This is a genomic window from Comamonas thiooxydans, assembly GCF_002157685.2.
Classification (GTDB): domain Bacteria; phylum Pseudomonadota; class Gammaproteobacteria; order Burkholderiales; family Burkholderiaceae_C; genus Comamonas; species Comamonas testosteroni_H.
Genome location: NZ_AP026738.1, coordinates 4,726,778 through 4,745,713, shown reverse-complemented (window position 1 = coordinate 4,745,713; position 18,936 = coordinate 4,726,778). Strand labels below are relative to the sequence as shown.

The 18,936-nt window shown below is 62.6% G+C and carries 17 protein-coding genes; 10 read left to right on the top strand and 7 right to left on the bottom strand.

What is annotated here, in order from left to right; all coding sequences use genetic code 11:
- Nucleotides 1-42 precede the first annotated feature (42 nt).
- Nucleotides 43-816 carry an AraC family transcriptional regulator gene (locus CTR2_RS22080; protein WP_087080939.1) on the bottom strand — a complete coding sequence of 258 codons (774 nt, stop codon included), beginning with the start codon at nucleotides 814-816 and terminating at the stop codon, nucleotides 43-45.
- Nucleotides 817-883: 67 nt separating this feature from the next.
- Between CTR2_RS22080 and CTR2_RS22075 the strand changes: the two genes are divergently transcribed.
- Together CTR2_RS22075 and CTR2_RS22070 are read left to right on the top strand one after the other, a co-directional pair.
- Nucleotides 884-1,813: a DMT family transporter gene (locus CTR2_RS22075; protein WP_254913226.1), complete on the top strand. Its 930-nt coding sequence runs from the start codon at nucleotides 884-886 to the stop codon at nucleotides 1,811-1,813.
- A complete protein-coding gene (locus CTR2_RS22070) occupies nucleotides 1,810-2,727 on the top strand; it encodes an ATP-binding protein (protein ID WP_087080943.1) in 918 nt (305 codons plus the stop codon). Before CTR2_RS22075 ends, CTR2_RS22070 begins: the two co-directional genes overlap by 4 nt.
- An 81-nt stretch (nucleotides 2,728-2,808) precedes the next feature.
- On the opposite strand, the gene CTR2_RS22065 is transcribed toward CTR2_RS22070, so the two are convergent.
- The 5 genes from CTR2_RS22065 to CTR2_RS22045 all read right to left on the bottom strand — a co-directional run bounded on the left by CTR2_RS22065 (nucleotide 2,809) and on the right by CTR2_RS22045 (nucleotide 9,912).
- Nucleotides 2,809-3,324, bottom strand: a complete 516-nt coding sequence (locus CTR2_RS22065) for a chloramphenicol phosphotransferase CPT family protein (protein WP_087080945.1) — start codon at nucleotides 3,322-3,324, stop codon at nucleotides 2,809-2,811.
- Nucleotides 3,325-3,472: 148 nt separating this feature from the next.
- Nucleotides 3,473-3,853, bottom strand: coding sequence for a DUF2149 domain-containing protein (locus CTR2_RS22060; RefSeq protein ID WP_087080947.1), 381 nt, complete (start codon nucleotides 3,851-3,853; stop codon nucleotides 3,473-3,475).
- Nucleotides 3,850-4,455, bottom strand: coding sequence for a MotA/TolQ/ExbB proton channel family protein (locus CTR2_RS22055; RefSeq protein ID WP_087080949.1), 606 nt, complete (start codon nucleotides 4,453-4,455; stop codon nucleotides 3,850-3,852). The genes CTR2_RS22060 and CTR2_RS22055 overlap by 4 nt, the downstream gene beginning before the upstream one ends.
- 19 nt (nucleotides 4,456-4,474) lie before the next feature.
- Nucleotides 4,475-5,131, bottom strand: coding sequence for a hypothetical protein (locus tag CTR2_RS22050; RefSeq protein ID WP_087080951.1), 657 nt, complete (start codon nucleotides 5,129-5,131; stop codon nucleotides 4,475-4,477).
- Complete coding sequence (locus tag CTR2_RS22045) at nucleotides 5,128-9,912, bottom strand: cobaltochelatase subunit CobN (protein ID WP_176391594.1); 4,785 nt, start codon at nucleotides 9,910-9,912, stop codon at nucleotides 5,128-5,130. The genes CTR2_RS22050 and CTR2_RS22045 overlap by 4 nt, the downstream gene beginning before the upstream one ends.
- A gap of 79 nt (nucleotides 9,913-9,991) precedes the next feature.
- On the opposite strand from CTR2_RS22045, the gene CTR2_RS22040 reads away from it, so the two are divergent.
- A complete protein-coding gene (locus tag CTR2_RS22040; RefSeq protein WP_087080955.1) occupies nucleotides 9,992-12,274 on the top strand; it encodes a TonB-dependent hemoglobin/transferrin/lactoferrin family receptor in 2,283 nt (760 codons plus the stop codon).
- A 29-nt stretch (nucleotides 12,275-12,303) separates the two neighbouring features.
- Here the strand turns inward: CTR2_RS22040 and CTR2_RS22035 are convergent, their stop codons facing one another.
- Nucleotides 12,304-12,747, bottom strand: coding sequence for a Fur family transcriptional regulator (locus tag CTR2_RS22035; protein ID WP_087080957.1), 444 nt, complete (start codon nucleotides 12,745-12,747; stop codon nucleotides 12,304-12,306).
- Between the two features lie 268 nt (nucleotides 12,748-13,015).
- Here CTR2_RS22035 and CTR2_RS22030 point away from each other — a divergent pair, with 268 nt between their 5' ends.
- From CTR2_RS22030 to CTR2_RS22000, 7 genes are read left to right on the top strand one after another with little or no spacing between them, the layout of a single operon-like run.
- Nucleotides 13,016-13,405, top strand: a complete 390-nt coding sequence (locus CTR2_RS22030; protein WP_087080959.1) for a Fur family transcriptional regulator — start codon at nucleotides 13,016-13,018, stop codon at nucleotides 13,403-13,405.
- Between the two features lie 42 nt (nucleotides 13,406-13,447).
- Complete coding sequence (zigA, locus tag CTR2_RS22025) at nucleotides 13,448-14,659, top strand: zinc metallochaperone GTPase ZigA (RefSeq protein ID WP_087080961.1); 1,212 nt, start codon at nucleotides 13,448-13,450, stop codon at nucleotides 14,657-14,659.
- Nucleotides 14,660-14,719: 60 nt separating this feature from the next.
- A complete protein-coding gene (gene folE2 / locus CTR2_RS22020) occupies nucleotides 14,720-15,634 on the top strand; it encodes a GTP cyclohydrolase FolE2 (protein WP_087080962.1) in 915 nt (304 codons plus the stop codon).
- On the top strand, nucleotides 15,631-16,722 hold the full coding sequence (locus CTR2_RS22015) for a CobW family GTP-binding protein (protein WP_087080965.1): 1,092 nt from the start codon (nucleotides 15,631-15,633) through the stop codon (nucleotides 16,720-16,722). The genes folE2 and CTR2_RS22015 overlap by 4 nt, the downstream gene beginning before the upstream one ends.
- Nucleotides 16,719-18,125 carry a cysteine--tRNA ligase gene (cysS, locus tag CTR2_RS22010; RefSeq protein ID WP_087080967.1) on the top strand — a complete coding sequence of 469 codons (1,407 nt, stop codon included), beginning with the start codon at nucleotides 16,719-16,721 and terminating at the stop codon, nucleotides 18,123-18,125. Before CTR2_RS22015 ends, cysS begins: the two co-directional genes overlap by 4 nt.
- The gene (gene yidD / locus CTR2_RS22005) at nucleotides 18,122-18,379 is read left to right on the top strand and encodes a membrane protein insertion efficiency factor YidD (RefSeq protein ID WP_087080969.1); all 258 of its coding nucleotides are present in this window, start codon (nucleotides 18,122-18,124) and stop codon (nucleotides 18,377-18,379) included. Before cysS ends, yidD begins: the two co-directional genes overlap by 4 nt.
- Complete coding sequence (locus CTR2_RS22000) at nucleotides 18,376-18,936, top strand: gamma carbonic anhydrase family protein (protein WP_087080971.1); 561 nt, start codon at nucleotides 18,376-18,378, stop codon at nucleotides 18,934-18,936. Before yidD ends, CTR2_RS22000 begins: the two co-directional genes overlap by 4 nt.

Below are 18,936 nucleotides of genomic sequence, written 5' to 3'. Positions count from 1 at the left end.
AATTGCCCGAGTAGCACTGCGTCGGCCACCATCATGTTGTGGTCACCCCCGATAGAAAGTCGATGGTGGCATGCCGAAATAGCGTTTGAACATAACTGTGTACGCGCTCTGGCTGCTGTAGCCATGTTCAAGCGCAACCTGCACGATCGGCGTGCCTTCGGCCAGACTTTCCAGTGACAACAGCAGGCGTGCCAATTGACGCCATTGTCCGAAGGTGATGCCCGTGTGGTGCTTGAACTGGCGATGAAACGTCTTCTGGCTCATGGCTAGCCGCTCCGCCCACTCAATGACTGTTGCGGACACATCCGGCTGCTGCGCCAGTTGCGTGCAAACCTGACTCAGACGTTTGTCTTCCGGCCACGGCAGATGAAAAGGCAAGACTGGGAGCGCCTGAATCTCGTCGAGCAGCAGGCGCATGAGGCGTCCATTGCGGCTGTCAAGGTCGTAATCCATCGGTATCCGCGAGGCTTCCAGTACCAGCTCGCGCAACATGGGTGACACGCTGACGACGCAGTTCTCTGTTGGTAAATGCGGCGCGGCATCCTGGTCCACGAACAAGGTTCGCATGCTGACCGGCCCACGCATGCGGACGGTGTGTTCTACATGCGCCTGCAGCCAGACGCCGCGCGTAGGTGGGACTACCCAGCGTCCGCGACTGGTACCAATCACCATCACGCCTTGCGTGGCGTACAGAAACTGCGAGCGCTTGTGCTTGTGCGTGGCGATGACGTGTCCACGCGGATATTCCACCGCCAGACCGGTCACCGGACGCGAGGCGGTCTCGAAGGGCAGATGATGTCGGGGATCTGCCACCATGGGAGTGACTCTTTCAAGATAAAGATTGCCACTTTATCTGAAGACAGCCAACCCGGCGTAATCCATCATGGAATTCTTTGAATGCAATTCGCAGAGGCCGGGTATGAGATTTTGGCTGTTTCCTTTATTTGCCATGGCCCTTTGGGCTGGCAACGTCATTGTTTCCAAGCTGGCAGCGGGCAATATTTCCCCGCTGGCGATCACGTTTTATCGACTGGCGCTGGCGGTTGCCGTCATGAGCCTGTTCCTGGCTGGCCCCACCTGGTGCAATCGCGTCGTCGTCAGGCGCTCCTGGCCCAAGCTCATGTGTCTCGGCTTTCTCAGCATGGCGTTCTACCAATGCCTGTCGTACTGGGCAGCAGACACCTCGACAGCGACCAATATGGCGATCATCACGGCCTTGACCCCATTGCTGACCATGCTGGTCAGTTCGCTGCTGCTCGGAGAGCATCCTTCGCTGGGCATGGTATTGGGCGGTGCCATTGCCCTGTGGGGAACGGCCTACCTTATCAGCGGAGGCGCACCCGCCGAATTGCTCAAGGGCCATTACCGCGTCGGGGACATGTTGATGCTGGGGGCTGCGCTTTGTTATGCGTTCTACAGCGTCCTGCTGCGCAAATGGCGTATTCCCTTGCCAGCGTGGCAATCGACTTACTTGCAGGCCACATCGGCCTTGCTCTTCATGCTTCCAATGCAACTTCTGGTCCCCGCTGGACAGGCTTCGCTGGATGCATCGACCATACCGCTGATCCTTTATGCAGGCATCCTGGCTTCCGTTGTCCTGCCATTCTTCTGGATCAGAGGCATCGAACACCTGGGACCAAATCGTTGTAGCGTATTCATGAACGTGCTGCCCGTCATGACGGCTGGATTTGCGATCGTGCTGCTGAATGAGCGGTTGGGATGGCATCACCTTGTTGGCGGAGGCGTTGCCCTGTTCGGAGTGTTCATCGCTCAGACGCTGCGGATTGGCGCATCTGAAAGGAAAGCAGCATGAGTTCTCCGCTTTTCACACCGGAGCAGGCCACCAACCTTGCGCAAGCTCTGAATCGTCTGTCGGCGGCATTTGAGCGTTTCACGCCTGAAAGCTTGTCACCGGACGACCGCGCCCTTCCAGAAGCACTGGCCTACCGCTGGCAGCCCGAGCGCAGCTTCTTCATGCAGGGGCGGCTGGTTCCGGTCGACTCGCCACAACTGATCTCTTTTTCGGATTTGCGCAATATCGACCGGCAAAGTGAGCGTCTGTACCAGAACACCACGCAATTCGTGCAGGGCCACCCGGCCAACAATGTGCTGATGACGGGTGCGCGCGGGACAGGGAAGTCCTCTTTGGTGCGAGCTTGCCTTGCAGCCTTTCATCCCGAGGGATTGCGCCTCATCGAAGTTGAAAAGCAATCACTGGATGCGCTTCCGTATATCGTGAATCAAATCCGGTATGACGCAAGAAAATATTTGATTTTCTGTGACGATCTGTCGTTCGAGGAAGGCGAGCATGGTTACAAGGGATTGAAGACCGTGCTTGATGGCTCCGTCGCGGGGCCATCGCCTAACGTGCTGGTCTATGCAACCTCCAATCGGAGGCACATAGTCAGTGAACGCATGAGTGACAACCGTGAATGGAGCAACGACGACCAGGGCGAAATTCATCCTGGCGATTCGATTGAGGAAAAGATCTCCTTGTCGGATCGCTTCGGACTCCATCTTCACTTTTACTCGTTCAGCCAGGACGAGTATTTGGATGCAGTGGCCCATTGGTTTTGCCAATTCGGACTGAAGTTTGAATCGAAAGGGGAAATGAGGGTTGAAGCATTGCAATGGGCTACGCAGCGTGGAACGCGTTCCGGACGTGTTGCGTGGCAGTTTTCTAGAGATTACGTGGGCCGACAAATGGCAACCCGGGATCACCTCTAAGATGTACATCCATCAGATTTCTATTGGCGCATCCTTGATCTGCAAAGCGCTTCCATTCGCTGCCTAAGAACTGAAGCTAGACTACCATTGAGACCAAGCGCCCACTATAGTCAGCGCATTTTCCTCAGGTGCTTTGGTCGAATCCACGTTTAGATCGTATGAGACGAAATCATGGGTCCGCAGATGATAAAGCGCTTCACCAATTCCTCTGTCGCCTCTTGCAATTTCACGACGTTGCAGCTCCTCCTGCGGAGCTTGGACGCCAACCCAGAACACTTGATGTCTTGACAGCAAGTGTTGGAGCATTTGAGCCCATTCAATAGATTCAACAATATGCTCAACGATGAGTTGGCTTCCCGCATCGGCAAAAGCTGCAATGGAATAATGGAAGCCAGCAAAGAATCGCTCCCGTTCTTCAGGAGTGCGTGTGAGCGGACGGAATCCGGCTTCTGCCAACTGATCGGAGGCGAAGTAGGAGAAAGAAGGAAGCTTTTCACGCAGAGCGCGTGCGATTGTTGACTTGCCAGAGCTGGAGGTTCCGTTTAGAAAGATGATATCTGACATGGATGTTGTAAAAATTGTGAATGCATTCGGCATTCTTAAATTTTCTTAATTTAAAGAAAATGATATATAACCACATTGCATTTGATTATCATTTTCTGAAATTCTCCCTGGAGCCTTCTCGCTCTAATTATTAGAACTGACCAACAGAGGTGTCCTACCGTCTTTTTTATTGCGAATATATTCACTTTCCAAGGATGCCGTCGTCTGGAACGTAGATGATTTCTCCGCTTTCCAGCCTGTAAGCAGTACCCACTCGCTGGCCCTGGCGGGCTTGTTGCGAGTTCGTGCGATTGTCCTGGGCATCGCCAGCAACGTAACGTGAGACCTTGCCACCCTCACGTGTGATGATTTCCATGTTTGGCTGGCCGGGATTCTTAACCATGGTGAAGTCCTTCGTTGTGAGCATGTCGGCGATGCGCAGGTTAGATACCAGCGCGATCATCAACGCCAGGGAAAAAACCAGAGCCACGTCAAATAGATTGATCAAGAAACCCATAGGATCCATGTCGTCACTGTCACTGCCTAAGCCGGCCCCGCGCAACAGAGAGCGACGGCGTTTCATTTCGCTTTCTCCCATTCAGTGCCCTGCAGGCGTGCGCTAACGAATTCCAGCAGCGATAAATCATCCATCGCCCAACGCTGCGCGGCTTGATACAGCAGGAAACCGATGGCGCCGATCACGAGACCGACCACGGTGGTGGCAAAGGCGACCTCCATCTTGCGCGCCAGCACTGCGATGTCGCCAGCGGCCAGCGCCACCAAGGCGGGTCCCAGCGGGATCAGAGTTCCCATCAGTCCCAGCAGTGGGCCGATGCGCGTCATGGTGCGAAGCAGTGCCAGTTGACGATCGATAGCGAGTTCGAATTCCGTCACCACACGCTCATGCCACACAGGGTCGGTGGGGGCTTGACGCAGAGCGGCCAATGCCTGGTGTAGCGCGTCGGCCTTGCGCGGGGTTGCGTGCTCCAGCGTGTCGAGCAGTTCACCCGTCGGCACCGTGGCCAATGCACCGGTGTTTCGCCGCCGGCGTAGCCGGTCGCTCCAGCGGCCGTAGAAGCCGCCCAGCGCCAGCAGGCCGCGAACGAGCAGGTAGAGGATGGCGACCACCACCGGCACCTGCAGCGCGGTTGAGATCCAGGAGAGGGTTTGTATGAGCGATTCCATGTGTTTTTCTTTGATTGATTCAACGTCGCCGCTGCAGCAACCAGCCCAGAGCGGCCAGCGCGGTGACTACAGCGGTCAAGATGGCCAAGCGGTCACCCCACAGCGGTACGGGGTCGATGGCGATCTGGAAGGTGGGCCGTGCCAGCCACAACCCGGCAACGGCCTGTGCACCATGCAGGCCCACGCGTAGCGCGCCGCGTGTGGCGGCATCGGGCAAGGCCCAGCGCAGCAGCGCCGTGGCGGCGGCCAGCAGCAGGGCAAAGACCAGCGAGCAAAGCCAGGCCAGCGTGCCGTAGTCCCAGCCATCGACCAGTAGCATCACGGCCACTTGGGCAAAGAACAGCGACAGCAGCGCAGAGGGCGGCGGCAGCCAGCCCAGCCAGCGCCACCAGCGTGTGGCCTGTCCCTGCGCTGCACGCACGGCCTGACTACCGAAGAGCAGCGCCTCCGTCAATAGCAGTGCCGCCAAGTCCTGCCGCCGTTGGGGCGACGCGATCCAGCGCAGAATCTCGGCGGTGCTAGTGCGGCTAGCCAGTTCGCCCGATGCGGCCAGCGCGCCAGCCAGCGCCAGAACCATCACCGCTTGCAGCGGCCGGGGCCATTCGCTGGCCTGCAGGGCCGCGAGGACCATGCAGCAGGCGGCTAGCAGGAGCAGGATGCTGCCGTCCAGGCTCATGCCCTGACTCCAGAATGGCGGCGGCGTAGCCGCCACACCAGCGCCCCCAGCACCAGTAGCGCGCCTGCCAGCACGGCGATGGCGGTGGCCCCAGGACGCAATGCGATGGACTGTTCCTGCGTGGCCTCACCGGCTGCGCGACCTTGCTCGGCGGCTTGGTCTCCCGCGTGCTGGGCCGCCGGCCGGTCATCAGCCTTGCGCAGCACTGTGGCTTTGTCAGCAGTGATAGCCGCGCCCTCGTTGGCGTTCTGCAGCGCATCGTCATAGGCTTGGCGAGCTTCGGGGGCCACCTGCTCAGCGATGAAGCCGCGCAGCGCCCGGTTGTCGTTGACGAAGCCCGTGCCGCTGGCGCCAAAGCGAGCGACCAGGTCGGCATGCAGGCCGGCCACCTCGCGTAGGCGTGCGTCACCGGGCCGCCAGTAGCCTTTGCGCGCGGTCTCCAACATCACCGCCGTCATCTCCTGCAGCGCATAAGGATTGGCGCGCTCGAAGAACTGGCGTGTGCCCATACCGTGCGTATCACGGACATAGGTGTCGTGCAGCGCATCCCACATCTCGGTCGGGATGGCATCGGGCTTCATCACATTCCAGCCATAGAGATTGCGGAACGTCTCGGCGAACACCTCGGCGGACGAAGCACCGCCCTGGGCCATGGCCTCGATATAGGCTGGATTCAGCATCGTGGCACGCGCTTCCACGGCAATGGCTGTCTTGGCCTCGCGCACGGTGGGCCGCGAAGGGTTACGGTAGTCGCTGAAGTACGCGGCCGGCTCCTGCCCGGTGACCTCGCGCACCGCCAGGTTCAGCCCGCCCATGAATTCATAGACATGGTCGAGTGATATCGGCCCCCAGGTGTTGGATTCGAGCGGCTGCACCACCACCTGCGTGCCGGCCAGGGCGGCCTCGAACGCGCCGCTCTGGAAAGCGCCCCACAGGTCGCCCTCGCCGAAAGCTGCACCCATGTTGGCCAGATAGGTGTGGGCGACTTCGGATCGGTCCTTCCAGCGGTCGCCGGCCTCGACCATGCCCATGATGCCGCTGCCGTAGTTGCCATTGACGCCGCCAAACACGCGCACGGCGGCAAAGCGGCGCGCATCGGCGGGGGAAGCACCGCGCTCTTTGAGCGCACGTTCCACGGCCTGTACGCCCTGGGCGACGGCATTGTCTTGCTCGCGCGCTTGGGCGGCCATCGTCACGGCCTTGTTGATCAGATACAGACGCGAGGCTGCCAAGTCGCGCAATTGGCCCGAGGTCTGCACCACCACGTCAATGCGCGGGCGGCCCAACTCCTCCCGCGGAATCAGGCGCAGGCCCGACACGCGCCCGAACGGGTCGCGCACCGGCGCCACGCCCAGCAGGTAGAGGATCTGCGCGACGCTGGTGCCCTCGGTGTGGATAAAGTCGCCAGCCCATAGCGTGAAGGCCACCTTGCTCGGCCACTGGCCTTCGTGGGCTGCGCGGTGCTGGGTCAGCATCTGGTCAGCCAATTGCCGTCCCACGGTCCAAGCCTGTTCGGACGGGGTTTTTTCGGCGTCGATGGCGAACAGGTTGCGTCCGGTGGGCAGCGCTGCCGGGTTGACGAGCGGGTCGCCGCCCGACGAGGGCGGCGTGAAGCCGCCGGCCAGTGCATTGGTGAGCGCGGTCAACTCGCGTGCCGGACTTTCAGCCAACTGGCCGCGATAGTGAGGAATGGCCTGCAGGCGCTCGCGCAACGTAAGCACGGCCTGGGCGAAGCGCCATTCGTCCTCGGCGCGTCGGGTGGCGCTGCGCTCCAGTGCTTGTGTGAGATGGGCGATGCCGACCGCCGCGTCCTGTCGGCGTGCCTGCCAGGAGTCCTGCAGTGCCGGTGCCTGCTGCCAAAAACGCAGCTCGGCGAGCAGCCGGTCTTGTGCAGGCGCATCCAGACCCTGGATGCGCTGCTGCGCCGCCTGCGCGTCGGGTGTTACCTCGGCCGTTTCCAGCGCGCCCTGGTGTTCGCGCGCCTGAGCTTGCAGGACCTCCGTGGCACGGCCGGCCTCGGCCTCGGTGCGCGCCTGAAGCTCCGGGTCGACCAGCCAGCCCAATATCTTGCGGCGCATAGGCTCGTTCTGCATGGCGGACAGCAAGGGCTTCACATCGGAGTCGGCGGCGATCTCGAGCGCCTGGGCCATAGCGGGAATGGCCTTGGCGACAGTGCGCGCGCTCTGCAGAGATTCTGGGTCCAGCGAACGCAGCGCCTGCTTGAGTTTCTGGTCGGAACGCAACCCTTCCAGGAACTCACGCTTCTTCGGATCTGCCAGCGCACGCGCCAGGTGCTGGCGCAGTGCGCCATCGTCGGCCACTGTTTCGGAGGCAGGCGCGCGACGGGCGCGTGAATCACCCATGGCGATCAAGCCTCGCACCAGTTCGTCGTCACCAGGGCGGCGCTGCGCTTTTTCCCAGTCCAGGGCGCGTTGCAACTCGCCGGGCTGCACCACCTGGGCCATCAGGGATGTAGCTGCTTCGCCGCGCTCGGCGCGCGCAACCAAGGTCTCAGCGTGGGGCCGGTAGGTGCGCGCCAGCCACGCTGAATGGTCGAGTTGCTCACGCCGTACGGTGCCGCGCGCTACATCCAATTCGGCCAATGCCTGTACCACCGCATCCAGGCCCATCAACCGCGCGGTGGCGTCCAGCGCGGGCGGCGCATACGGGTTGCCCAGTGTGTACAGACCGGCGGTGATGCGCGCATCCTCCACAGTTTCCATGTGGTCGGCCAACTGCTCCAGCTGGGCATCGCTCCAGGGCTGCTCTGCAGCGAACGACAGGTCGCGGTGCAGGCCCAGTGTCACGGCCTGGCGCTGAATGTCCTGCGCGTACTGGTGCTTGAGCGCGGGGCTGCCAGTGGCACCCCAAGTTTGCAGGCGGTCTGCGAGCTGCTTGTAGCCGGACTGTGCGCCGCCTTCGCGCAGCGGCGGTGTCAGGTGCGAGACGATGGTAGCGTAGCTGCGGCGCTTGGCGATCATGGCCTCGCCGACGTTGCCCATGGTGTACAGGTACAGATGCGGCACCTGGCCTATCAAGGCGTCGGGCCAGTCGTTGTCGGACAGCGCGACTTGCTTGCTGGGCGTGAACTCCAAGCTGCCGTGGGTGCCGAAGTGCATCACCGCGTCCGCACCAAAGACCTCGCGCGTCCACAGGTACGAGGCCACATAGGGCCAAGGCGGTGCGAGCTGAGTGCCGTGCACGATCTTGAAAGTGTCGTCACCCACGCCGGACAGCGGCTGCGGCAGCAGCACCACGTTGCCCAGCGACACGCGCGCCACAGCGACGCGGCCCTCATCGCCGGCTCTATCGCTCAGGTAGGCGCCGGGCGCGGGGCCGAACTGCCGGGCCACCTGATCACACAACAGCTGCGCGATCTGCCGGCCGCACCAGTTCTTCAGTTGCCCAGTCTGCACCCAGGCCGGATCGGCCTCGCCCAGGAATTTGGCGAGATCGCCCTTAGCATAGGGTCCGATGTTGGGGCCGCGCCGTTGCAGCAGACGAGCAAAATCAGCCTCGGTGGCAGGCAGTCCATCCACGCGGTAGCCATCGGCCCGCAGGCGCTTGAGCAAAGCGTAGAGTGAGGGCGCGACCTCCAGGTCGCCTGCGGTCATCGCGCTTTGGCCGGGGCCTTTGTAGTAGTAGATGGCCAGCTTCTTGTCGGCATTGGCCTTGACCTTGAGCGCCACGGTGCGCTGCACCAGATCGGCAAAGCGTTCCAGCCGCTGCGGCAGCGCGCGGAACACGCGCAAGCCGTCCTGGTCGCGGAACTGCGCGGCGATCGCCAGCGGCGTAGTCGCGCCGTCGATCTCGGGCAGAGTGACGGACATCGTCAGAAGGCCGCCATCGAAACTGCGCTGATCGGCCAGCCATTCGCTCTCCTCGGTGAAAACGCTCACTGGCGCGAACAGCGGGATATTGCGCTCAGTGAGCCACTGCCGTGCCTCATCGGCTTGCCCCACAGTCAGTCTCCCATGGGGCATATACACCACGGCGGCCGGATCGGCCTGCCGCAACAAGGCCAGACGCTGGCGCACGGCGGAGATGGGCACGACTTCAAAGCCACGCGCTTCAAAGACTCGGATGGCAGCGTCCACATGGTCTCGGTTGGCGTTGAAGGGCCCAGGCACGCTAGTCAGCAACGCCAGGCGCGGGCGACCTGGCTTCCAGCCTGCCTGCTTTTGCAGGTACTGCTCGAAACTCGCGAAGTCCGCAAAGACCGCTTCGTCACTCAAGTGGAAAAACACATCCTGCGGCATCGGTTGGGGTGGCTCCACCTGGTTCGCGAACAAGCGCTTTCCGTCCAGCACGCGGCGGGTGTAGGTCTGCAGGCGCGCATAGTTCACCGGACCGCCGCCGCGCAGGTAGGCCGAGACGGCATCGAGATCGATGCCCTGCAGGCTGGTGAGCATGTCATGTTGCGGGTTGGTGGCACCGTCCACATAGACGGGCGTTCCTGACTGTGTGGCGGCGCGCAGCTGCTGTACCTGTGCATCGTCGAGCTTCAGGCCGCGGCCAAAAACCAACACGAGGTCATAACGCCGCGCCTGGTTCAGCCGCTCCAGCGGCAGGACCTCGGCGCGGGTGAAGGCGCCGGGGCTGGCCTTGAGCAGGCGCGCCGCCTGGAAGTCCGGGTAATGCACCAGCGCCACCCGCGTGGGCGCCAGCCAGGCGCTCCAGGCCATCCATAGCGCGGCAGCGGCCACGAGGAACAGCACCGCAGCCAGCAGTGTGCTGCGCCAGTTCCAGACTGTTTTGATTGAGCCACGAGCCCATCCCATTTTTCTCTGCCAATCTCCAAAACCAAAGTGTGATGTTATAACATTCATAAATACTTTGTTTTATGAGGATGGAATTTCCATGTTTCGTTTGAAGCGGCTGCACGCAGCCATGTGGGGGGTATGGGCAGCCGCAGGCGCGGTGTGGGCGCAGGAGGCGCCGGCGAGCACACCGGCCCAGGCCATTGCTAGCGAAGTAGCAACATTGCCTTCCGTTGTCATCAATGCCACACGTCGGCCTACGGCGGCACTAACTACGCCAGCGACGGTGTCGGTGATCGACGAGATACAGCTACAAGAAAACCTAGTGACGGACTTCAGCGAGATGTTCCGCTATGAACCTGGTATCTCGGTCAGCCGTGAGGCGCGCGGACGCGGAGGCGAAGCTGCGATCCAGGTGCGTGGCATTGGTGCCCAACGCCTGGGCATGTTCCTCGATTGCGTGCGCCTGCCGGGCGGCTATGTAGCGGCGGGAGCCAACTCCGGCCAACTTCGCGTGGATCCACTGTCACTGAGTCGTGTGGAGGTACTCAAGGGGCCGGCCTCCAGCCTGTACGGCAGCGACGCATTGGCCGGCGTGGTGTTGTTCCGCACGCTGTCGCCGCAGGACTTCCTGGACAGTTCCAGAGGTTTTGCCGGCTCTGCCTCCACGGGCTATGATGGCCGCGACAACGGCCGCTGGGGCCATGCCGACCTGGCGTTTAGGGCCGGCCCAACGCAGAACCTGCTGTCCTTCACGGAGCGTGACGGACGCCAGCTCAAGAATCACCCGGACAGTGACTTACATCCCAACCCGCAAGACACGCAGATGCGCAATCTGCTGTTCAAGTCTGTGCTCGACATCGATTCTGCGCAGTCGCTGACGTTCACGGGTGAGCATTACGAGCAGTCGATCCGCACCGACCAGCAGTCGCTGATGGGCCCCATTGCAGGTGGCACACGCATCACCGGCAGCCAAGCGGACGACATCAGTCGCCGCGACCGGCTGGGCCTGGCTTACCGCTATGCACCCAGCAGCGCCTGGTTCGACAATTTTTCGGCGCAGATCGACTACCAGCACAGCCGCAGCGAAGAACGCACGCACGAAGGACGCAAACCTCCGGGCGCCGCCCCGGCGTTGCTGCGTGACAGCACCATGTCCTACCGCGAGCCTCAGTGGTCTGGTAGCCTGCAATTCGACGGACATGCCGACACGGGCAGCGTGGCCCACCGTTGGGTGACGGGCATGGATGTGCTATCCAAATCGGTCAGCCTCTACAACAATGCCGTGCAGCGCACTGTGGCGGGAACCGGTGCTACGAGCGTCATCGATGGCGAGATCTTTCCGCGCCGCACCGCGCCTGAGGCCGACGTGCGCAGCCTCGGCCTGTTTGTCCAGGACGAGATGGCGTTCGGCGACGGCAGGCTACGCCTGACACCGAGTCTGCGTTTCGACACCTACCGGATCTCACCCAAGCCCGACGCTCTGTTCGCTAACGCCAACGTGGGTGGTACCACCCCGGTGGCTCTATCCAAGACCGCATGGACGCCGCGCCTGGGGTTGAGCTACGAGTGGCAGCCCCGCCAGGTTGCCTATGCCAACCTCGTGACGGGCTTTCGCATGCCCACGCCGGAGCAACTCAACCGTGCCGGGCAGACCGCCGTGGCGACATTCATCCACGACTTCATCCCCAACCCCAACCTCAAGCCCGAGCGCAGCCGGGGTGTGGAGTTGGGCCTGCGTGGTGAGTCGAACATGGGTTCGTATGAGCTGTCGGCCTTCTACAACCGCTACACCGACTTCATCGATACCCAGATGATCGCATTCATCCCTCCAGGGCAAAGCGGCGGCCCACGCGCGATACGGCGCTTTCAGTCGCGCAACCTCGGAGAGGTGGAGATCTACGGCATCGAGGCCAAGGGGCAGATACCGATCAGCCACTGGTTCAACGCAGCTGACCGCTGGCGCCTGATCGGCGCCATGCAGTGGTCGATGGGCAACGATAAAACCGCTGACCAGCCGCTCAACAGCATTCAGCCCGCGCGGCTGGTTGCCGGGCTGCGCTGGGATGAGCGCGGCGGGCGCTTTGGCGGGCAACTCACGAGCAATTTCGTGGCGGGAAAGCGGCGTGTCAACGAGGCGTTGGCGCAGACCGGACCGACTGCCCCCGTGCCACTCAAGACCGCCGGCTATGCCACGATGGATATAACAGCCTACTGGCGCATCGGCAAGCAGGCCACACTGAACCTGGCGATCTACAACTTGTTCAACCGGCAATACTACGATTGGTCCACAGTGAGCGGGTTGACGGGCAACGATGCGCGGTTGGCCGCCTATACGGCGCCGGGGCGCACAGCCTCAATCAGCATGCGCGTGGATTTCTGACGAATTGTTGAGAAGGTCGGGCCGCGCGGCTATAGGCCGTGCGGGGCCGACTCCACGGCGGGCGGATGGTCGCAGCGGCCACAGGTACCGTGCATCTCGACGGAGGCCTTGCTCAAGCGAAAAGCGTGGTCTTTCGACCAGCCATTGAGACGACGTTCGATGGCTTGGTCTGAGAACTCCTCCACCTGCCCGCACTGATCGCAAATGGCGAAGACGACCAGCCCATGCCGGTGGTCATGGGGGTGAGCGCATGCGACGAAAGAATTCAGCGTTTCCACGCGGTGCACAAGCCCGTACTCGATCAGCTTGTCTAGCGCACGGTACACCTGTTGCGGCGCGCGCAATCCCTCCGCTCGCAGATGGTCGAGTAGCGTGTATGCGCTCGCAGGATTCTCCTCACGCGCAAGCGCGTTGAGCACGAGTGACTGGTGCTTGGTCAGCTCATGAGAGTGCGGCTTGGCAGAGGGCGACATTGCTTCAAGCGTTATGTTGTAACGCCCAACAGTTTAGCGCTTCTAGCCCACGGAGGAAATATCAAACCTTGCCTCGGGCTGCGGCATTCAATGACGCCAATGCTCCTGGGAACGGGGCGATCCCAAAGTCCATTCACATGGCCTGATCGAGCGGATTGACGAGCCAACCTGGTGCCATTGCAATTTTCACTCTAGTTTAAGTTATGTTATAACATTACATAAATTTCGATGTTAATCCCTGTGCATATCGCGATCCACGGAGAGTTCTGTGCAACTGACCACCAACCAGCAACGAGTCCTTACGGCCCTTCGGCAAGCCAGCGAGCCGCTCAGCGCATATGCGCTTCTTGAACGATTGCGCGAGCACGGTTTCAGTGCACCCATGCAGGTCTATCGAGCTCTGGAGCGTTTGGCCAACGATGGATTGGTACACCGTCTTGCGACCTTGAATGCGTACGTGCCCTGCAATCACGCGGTGGACTGCCAACAAGGCCTCAGGGCTTTCGCCATCTGCGATCAGTGTGGCCATGTAGACGAGTTCTCTGAGCGTGATTTGGGTCGCTGCATCGGCCGCTGGACGAAGAACAACGCCTTCTCGCTGCGCAGTTCGACCATCGAATTGCACGGCAAATGTGCAGCTTGCGCAGGGTCGCATTGACGTCTCGTCAAGCTGATTGCCCATGAAGATGAAGAAATCAACATGAAAACCGCAACCCTAGATCCCACGAAAAAACTCCCCGTCACTGTCCTGTCCGGCTTTCTGGGCGCGGGCAAGACCACCCTGCTCAACCATATCCTGAACAACCGTGAGGGCCGGCGCGTCGCGGTCATCGTCAACGACATGAGCGAGGTCAACATCGACGCCGCGCTGGTGCGCGACGGCGGGGCCGAACTCTCGCGCACCGACGAGAAGTTGGTGGAGATGAGCAACGGCTGTATCTGCTGCACGCTGCGCGAGGATTTGCTGCTTGAAGTGGATCGTCTTGCCAAAGAAGGCCGCTTCGACCAACTCGTGATCGAATCCACGGGGATTTCTGAGCCGTTGCCCGTGGCTGAGACCTTCACCTTCGAGGGCGAGGACGGCCGCAGCCTGGGCGACGTGGCCCGGCTCGACACGATGGTCACGGTGGTCGATGCGTACAACTTCCTGCGCGACTACAGCTCGCGCGACAGCATTCAGTCACGCGGTGAGTCGCTGGGCGAGGAAGACCAGCGCACGGTGGTGGACCTGTTGATCGAGCAGATCGAGTTTTGCGACGTGATCGTGCTTAACAAGGTTGACCTGATCAGCGACGATGAGCGTGACCGGTTGATGGCGATTTTGCGCAGCCTCAACCCGCGCGCCCGAATCGAGATCGCTGCGTTCGGTCAAGTGCCGCTCGACCGCGTGCTGGATACCGGTCTGTTCGACTTCGACGAGGCTTCCAAGGCGCCCGGCTGGCTGCAAGAACTGCGCGGCACGCATACGCCGGAGACCGAGGAATACGGCATCCGCAATTTCGTCTATCGGGCGCGCAGGCCATTCCATCCGCAGCGCTTCTTCGATTGGGTGGAAAGCGAATGGCCGGGCGTGGTTCGCTCCAAGGGCTTCTTCTGGCTTGCCAGCGATCCGACGCTGGCGGGCAACTGGTCGCAGGCGGGTGCGGTGGCCCGGCATGGCGTGGCCGGCTACTGGTGGGCTGCGGTGCCGCAGGAGCGCTGGCCGCAAGACCCCGAATCCGTCGCTCTGATCCGCGAGAAATGGGACGAGAACGTGGGTGACGCCCGCCAGGAACTGGTGCTCATCGGCATGGGCATGGACGAAGCGGCGCTGCGCGCGCGCTTCGATGCCTGTCTGCTGACCGACGAAGAAATGGCCCAGGGCCCGAAGGCGTGGACGACCTGGCACAACCCGTTCCCCGACTGGCACTGATTTGACCGCGCTCCCCATGCTCTGAACCGGGTGGGGGCGCACCCCAACTGGATTTTGAGCATGAATGCAGCGCTTCCCGACGTTTCACTGACCGACATTGCCCCCAGCCTCAGTCCGCTGGCATGGGTTGGCATGCAGGGCATCGACCTGCCCATCACCGTGGCCGAGCCAGGCTGCCGGCGCGAGCTGCATGCGCGCGCTGACGTGCAGGTCGATTTGCCGGCCCCGCATGTCAAGGGCATCCACATGTCCCGGCTGTACCGGCTGCTGGATACGTTGGGCCAGGGCGAAGCGCTCTCGCCAACGGGCCTGTGCCATCTGCTCCAAGACATGATCGCCAGCCATCAGGATTGCGACAGCCGTTGCGCACGGCTGCGCCTGAACTTTGCGCTGTTGGTGCGGCGTCCGGCGCTGGTCACGCAGGGGCTGTCCGGCTGGAAGTCCTATCCCGTCCGTCTGGATGTTTCCCTCATCGACGGTGTGTTCAGGTGCCGCGTGCAGGTCACGGCGGGCTATTCCTCGACCTGTCCCTGTTCGGCCGCGCTGTCGCGGCAGATCATCGAACAGGGCTTTCTGAAAGCCTTCGACCGGCAGTCCCCCGTGGAGCCGGCCGACGTGGCGGCCTGGCTGCACCAGCATGCGACGCTGGCGACGCCGCACAGCCAGCGCAGCGAGGCGCAGGTCACGGTGGACGTGCCCAGCGACGCCGACACGCTCGGGCTGCTGGCGCTGATCGACCGCATCGAGCAGGCCGTGGGCACGCCCGTGCAAACAGCGGTAAAGCGCGCCGACGAACAGGCGTTCGCGGCGCTCAACGGCCAGAACCTGATGTTCGTCGAGGACGCAGCCCGGCGCATCGAGGCGGCATTGAGCGGCTACGTCCGCCCCAGCGTCCATGTCCGGCACCTGGAGAGCCTGCACCCGCATGACGCGGTGGCGTGGGCGGCTCCGATATCCGAAGGAGTTTTTGCATGACTGTCGAATCCCCCTCCAGCCTGATCCCCGTCACCCTGCTGACCGGGTTCCTGGGCAGTGGCAAGACGACCGTGCTCAATCATCTGGTGCGCAAACCTGAGCTGGCCGACGCGCTGGTCATCATCAACGAGTTCGGCGAAATGGCACTTGACCACCTGCTGGTCGCCCACAGTACCGAGAACCTGGTGATGGAGATGAGCAGCGGTTGCCTGTGCTGCACCATCCGCGGTGATCTGGTCAAAACCCTGCGCGACATCACCTGGCGCTTTTCACGCAACGGCCAGCGGCAGTTCCGGCGCGTGCTGATCGAAACCACCGGTCTGGCCGACCCGGCACCCATCATCCACACGCTGATGACTCATCCGCAAATCGCGCCGAAATACCGGCTCGATGGCATCGTCGCGACCGTAGACATGGCCACCGGCATGCACACCCTCGACCAGCACCCGGAGGCCGTCAAGCAGGCGGCCGTGGCCGACGCGCTGCTGCTGACCAAGGCGGATCTGGTCTCTGACGAGCAACGCAATACGCTGTTGCGCCGACTGGACGGCATCAACCCGGCCGCCCCGCGCTGGGAGGTGCGGGGCGGTGAAATCGCCCCACAGAAGGTGCTGAATCTCGGGCTGTTCTCTGCGGACGGCAAGACCCCCGACGTGGCGCGCTGGCTGCGAGAGGAAGCCTATGCGCCAGCGCATGAACACGCACATGTACATCACGATCACGGCCACGCGCACGACCACCACGACGTGAACCGCCACGATGACCACATCCGCGCGTTCTGCTTCCACGTCGATGACCCGATACCCGACGAGGTACTGACCAACTGGCTCGAACTGCTTATGGCCTTCGTGGGCAGCAACATCCTTCGCGTGAAAGGCATCCTCAACGTGGAGGGCAGCGCGCAGCCGATCGTCGTGCATGGCGTGCAGCACATCTTCCATCCGCCCGTGCCATTGCCCGCCTGGCCGAGCGAAGACCGCCGCTCGCGCCTGGTCTTCATCACCCAGGACGTTGACCGGGAGGTGGTTGAGCGCACGTTCGAGGCGCTGAGGCAGGCGCTGCCACAAGCGGGAGAGCCGACCGCATGAATCCGCCCATCCAGCTTTACAACACGCTCGTGCGCAAGAAAGAACCCTTACGCACCGGGCAGCCCGACCGGGTGACGATGTACGTGTGCGGCCCCACGGTCTACAACTTCGCCCACATCGGCAACGCACGGCCTGCCGTGGTGTTCGACGTGCTGGCCCGGCTGCTCCGGCAGGACTACCGCGAGGTGGTCTATGCCCGCAACTTCACTGACGTGGACGACAAGATCAACTCGGCGGCGGCCACCGAGGGGGTGCCCATCGGCACCATCACTGGCCGCTACATCGACGCTTACCACGAGGATATGCGGGCGCTGGGGGTGCTGACACCCGACCTGGAGCCGCGCGTCACTGAGCACATTCCCGCGATCATCGACCTGATCCGGGAACTAATGGCACGGGGCCACGCCTACGCCGAACAAGGGCATGTGCTGTTCCATGTGCCGTCGTATCCGGCCTATGGACAGCTCTCGGGGCGGCGCACCGAGGACATGCTGGCTGGTGCCCGCGTGGAAGTGGCGCCCTACAAGCGCGACCCGATGGACTTTGTGCTCTGGAAACCCTCGACACCGGAGCAGCCGGGCTGGGACAGCCCCTGGGGCCAGGGCCGCCCCGGCTGGCATGTCGAATGCTCGGCCATGATCGGCCAGCACCTGGGCCACACCATCGACATCCACGGCGGCGGGCAGGATCTGATATTCCCCCACCACGAGAACGAAGTCGCCCAGGGCACCTGCGCCCACGGCGCGCTCTACTGCCGCACCTGGGTACACAACAGCTTCGTCACGGTGGATGGACAGAAGATGTCCAAGTCGCTGGGCAACGTGCTGCTGGTGCGCGACCTGCTGCAACAGGCGTCGGGCGAAGCCATCCGCCTGGCGCTGCTGTCCACCCACTACCGCCGCCCGCTGGACTGGAGCGCCCAGCGGCTGGCGGCGGCGCGGCAGGCGCTGACGCGCTTCTATGCCAGCCTAGCGAAAGTCGAACACGTTTCTGCGTTGGCAGACACCACCCCCGATGCACAGGTGCTGGAGGCACTTCGCAACGACCTCAATGTTCCTGGGGCGCTGACCCGCCTGCACGCACTGCGCACGGAGCTTGACGAAGCGGCGACGGACACGGCGCGGGTACAGGCCAAGTCGCGCCTGCTGGTTTCAGCCGGTGTGCTCGGCTTGTTGCAGCAGGCTCCGAGCATGGCAATGGAGGCGCTTGCGCCATCGGACTGGGCGCGGACGGTCAATGCCAACCGTGTCCGAGAACTGTTGGACGAGCGCCAGCAAGCACGGGAGCGCCGGGACTTTGCCCGCGCCGATGCGCTGCGGGGCGAACTGGAGGCAGCCGGCTTCATCGTGGAAGACACGCTCAAAGGCATGGTGGTTCGCCCCAAAGGAAAGGAACTGGCATGACGCGCTGGCCCGCCCGCATGCTGGTGCTGCTGGTGCGCGGCTACCAGTTGTTCATCAGCCCGATGCTCGGCCCGCGCTGCCGGTTCCACCCCACTTGCTCGCAGTACGCCGTCGAAGCCTTGCAAACGCATGGGGCCATCAAGGGAGGCTGGCTGGCACTGCGGCGCGTGCTGCGCTGCCATCCGCTGCACCCAGGCGGGCATGACCCCGTGCCACCCGCCCAACCAACAACATCACGGCCCAACCCACCATGATCCGCAAGAACCCACGCGGCGACCTGCCACAGATTCATCCCAGCGCCTTCGTCGATCCGACCGCCATCCTGTGCGGCCTCGTGGTCGTCGAGGAAAACGTGTTCATCGGCCCTTATGCGGTCATCCGTGCGGATGAGATGGATGCCGATGGGCACATCGACCCCATCGTGATCGGCGCCCACTCTAACATCCAGGACGGCGTGGTGATCCATTCCAAGTCCGGTGCCAGCGTGCGCATCGGGCAGCGCACTTCCATTGCCCATCGCGCCATCGTGCATGGCCCCTGCGCCATCGGCAACGGCGTCTTCATCGGCTTCAACAGCGTGCTGTTCAACTGCACGGTCGATGACGGCTGCGTGGTTCGCTACAACGCCGTGGTCGATGGCGTGCATCTGCCTGCGGGGTTCTACGTGCGCTCCACCGAGCGCATCGGCCCTGACACTGATCTTGCATCGCTGCCGCAAGTGCCTGCTGCCGCCAGCGAGTTTTCCGAAGACGTGGCGCGCACTAACAACGAGCTGGTGCTTGGCTACAAGGCCATTCAAAACGAGTTCTGA

Bases quoted from the DNA above. Each gene is read 5' to 3' on its own strand.
- CTR2_RS22080 (WP_087080939.1), bottom strand. From the start codon at position 816: ATGGTGGCAGATCCCCGACATCATCTGCCCTTCGAGACCGCCTCGCGT.
- zigA (WP_087080961.1), top strand. From the start codon at position 13,448: ATGAAAACCGCAACCCTAGATCCCACGAAAAAACTCCCCGTCACTGTC.
- CTR2_RS22065 (WP_087080945.1), bottom strand. From the start codon at position 3,324: ATGCCGAATGCATTCACAATTTTTACAACATCCATGTCAGATATCATC.
- CTR2_RS22060 (WP_087080947.1), bottom strand. From the start codon at position 3,853: ATGAAACGCCGTCGCTCTCTGTTGCGCGGGGCCGGCTTAGGCAGTGAC.
- CTR2_RS22045 (WP_176391594.1), bottom strand. From the start codon at position 9,912: ATGGGATGGGCTCGTGGCTCAATCAAAACAGTCTGGAACTGGCGCAGC.
- CTR2_RS22015 (WP_087080965.1), top strand. From the start codon at position 15,631: ATGACTGTCGAATCCCCCTCCAGCCTGATCCCCGTCACCCTGCTGACC.
- CTR2_RS22040 (WP_087080955.1), top strand. From the start codon at position 9,992: ATGTTTCGTTTGAAGCGGCTGCACGCAGCCATGTGGGGGGTATGGGCA.
- CTR2_RS22070 (WP_087080943.1), top strand. From the start codon at position 1,810: ATGAGTTCTCCGCTTTTCACACCGGAGCAGGCCACCAACCTTGCGCAA.
- CTR2_RS22000 (WP_087080971.1), top strand. From the start codon at position 18,376: ATGATCCGCAAGAACCCACGCGGCGACCTGCCACAGATTCATCCCAGC.
- yidD (WP_087080969.1), top strand. From the start codon at position 18,122: ATGACGCGCTGGCCCGCCCGCATGCTGGTGCTGCTGGTGCGCGGCTAC.
- CTR2_RS22050 (WP_087080951.1), bottom strand. From the start codon at position 5,131: ATGAGCCTGGACGGCAGCATCCTGCTCCTGCTAGCCGCCTGCTGCATG.
- CTR2_RS22075 (WP_254913226.1), top strand. From the start codon at position 884: ATGGAATTCTTTGAATGCAATTCGCAGAGGCCGGGTATGAGATTTTGG.
- CTR2_RS22055 (WP_087080949.1), bottom strand. From the start codon at position 4,455: ATGGAATCGCTCATACAAACCCTCTCCTGGATCTCAACCGCGCTGCAG.
- CTR2_RS22035 (WP_087080957.1), bottom strand. From the start codon at position 12,747: ATGTCGCCCTCTGCCAAGCCGCACTCTCATGAGCTGACCAAGCACCAG.
- folE2 (WP_087080962.1), top strand. From the start codon at position 14,720: ATGAATGCAGCGCTTCCCGACGTTTCACTGACCGACATTGCCCCCAGC.
- cysS (WP_087080967.1), top strand. From the start codon at position 16,719: ATGAATCCGCCCATCCAGCTTTACAACACGCTCGTGCGCAAGAAAGAA.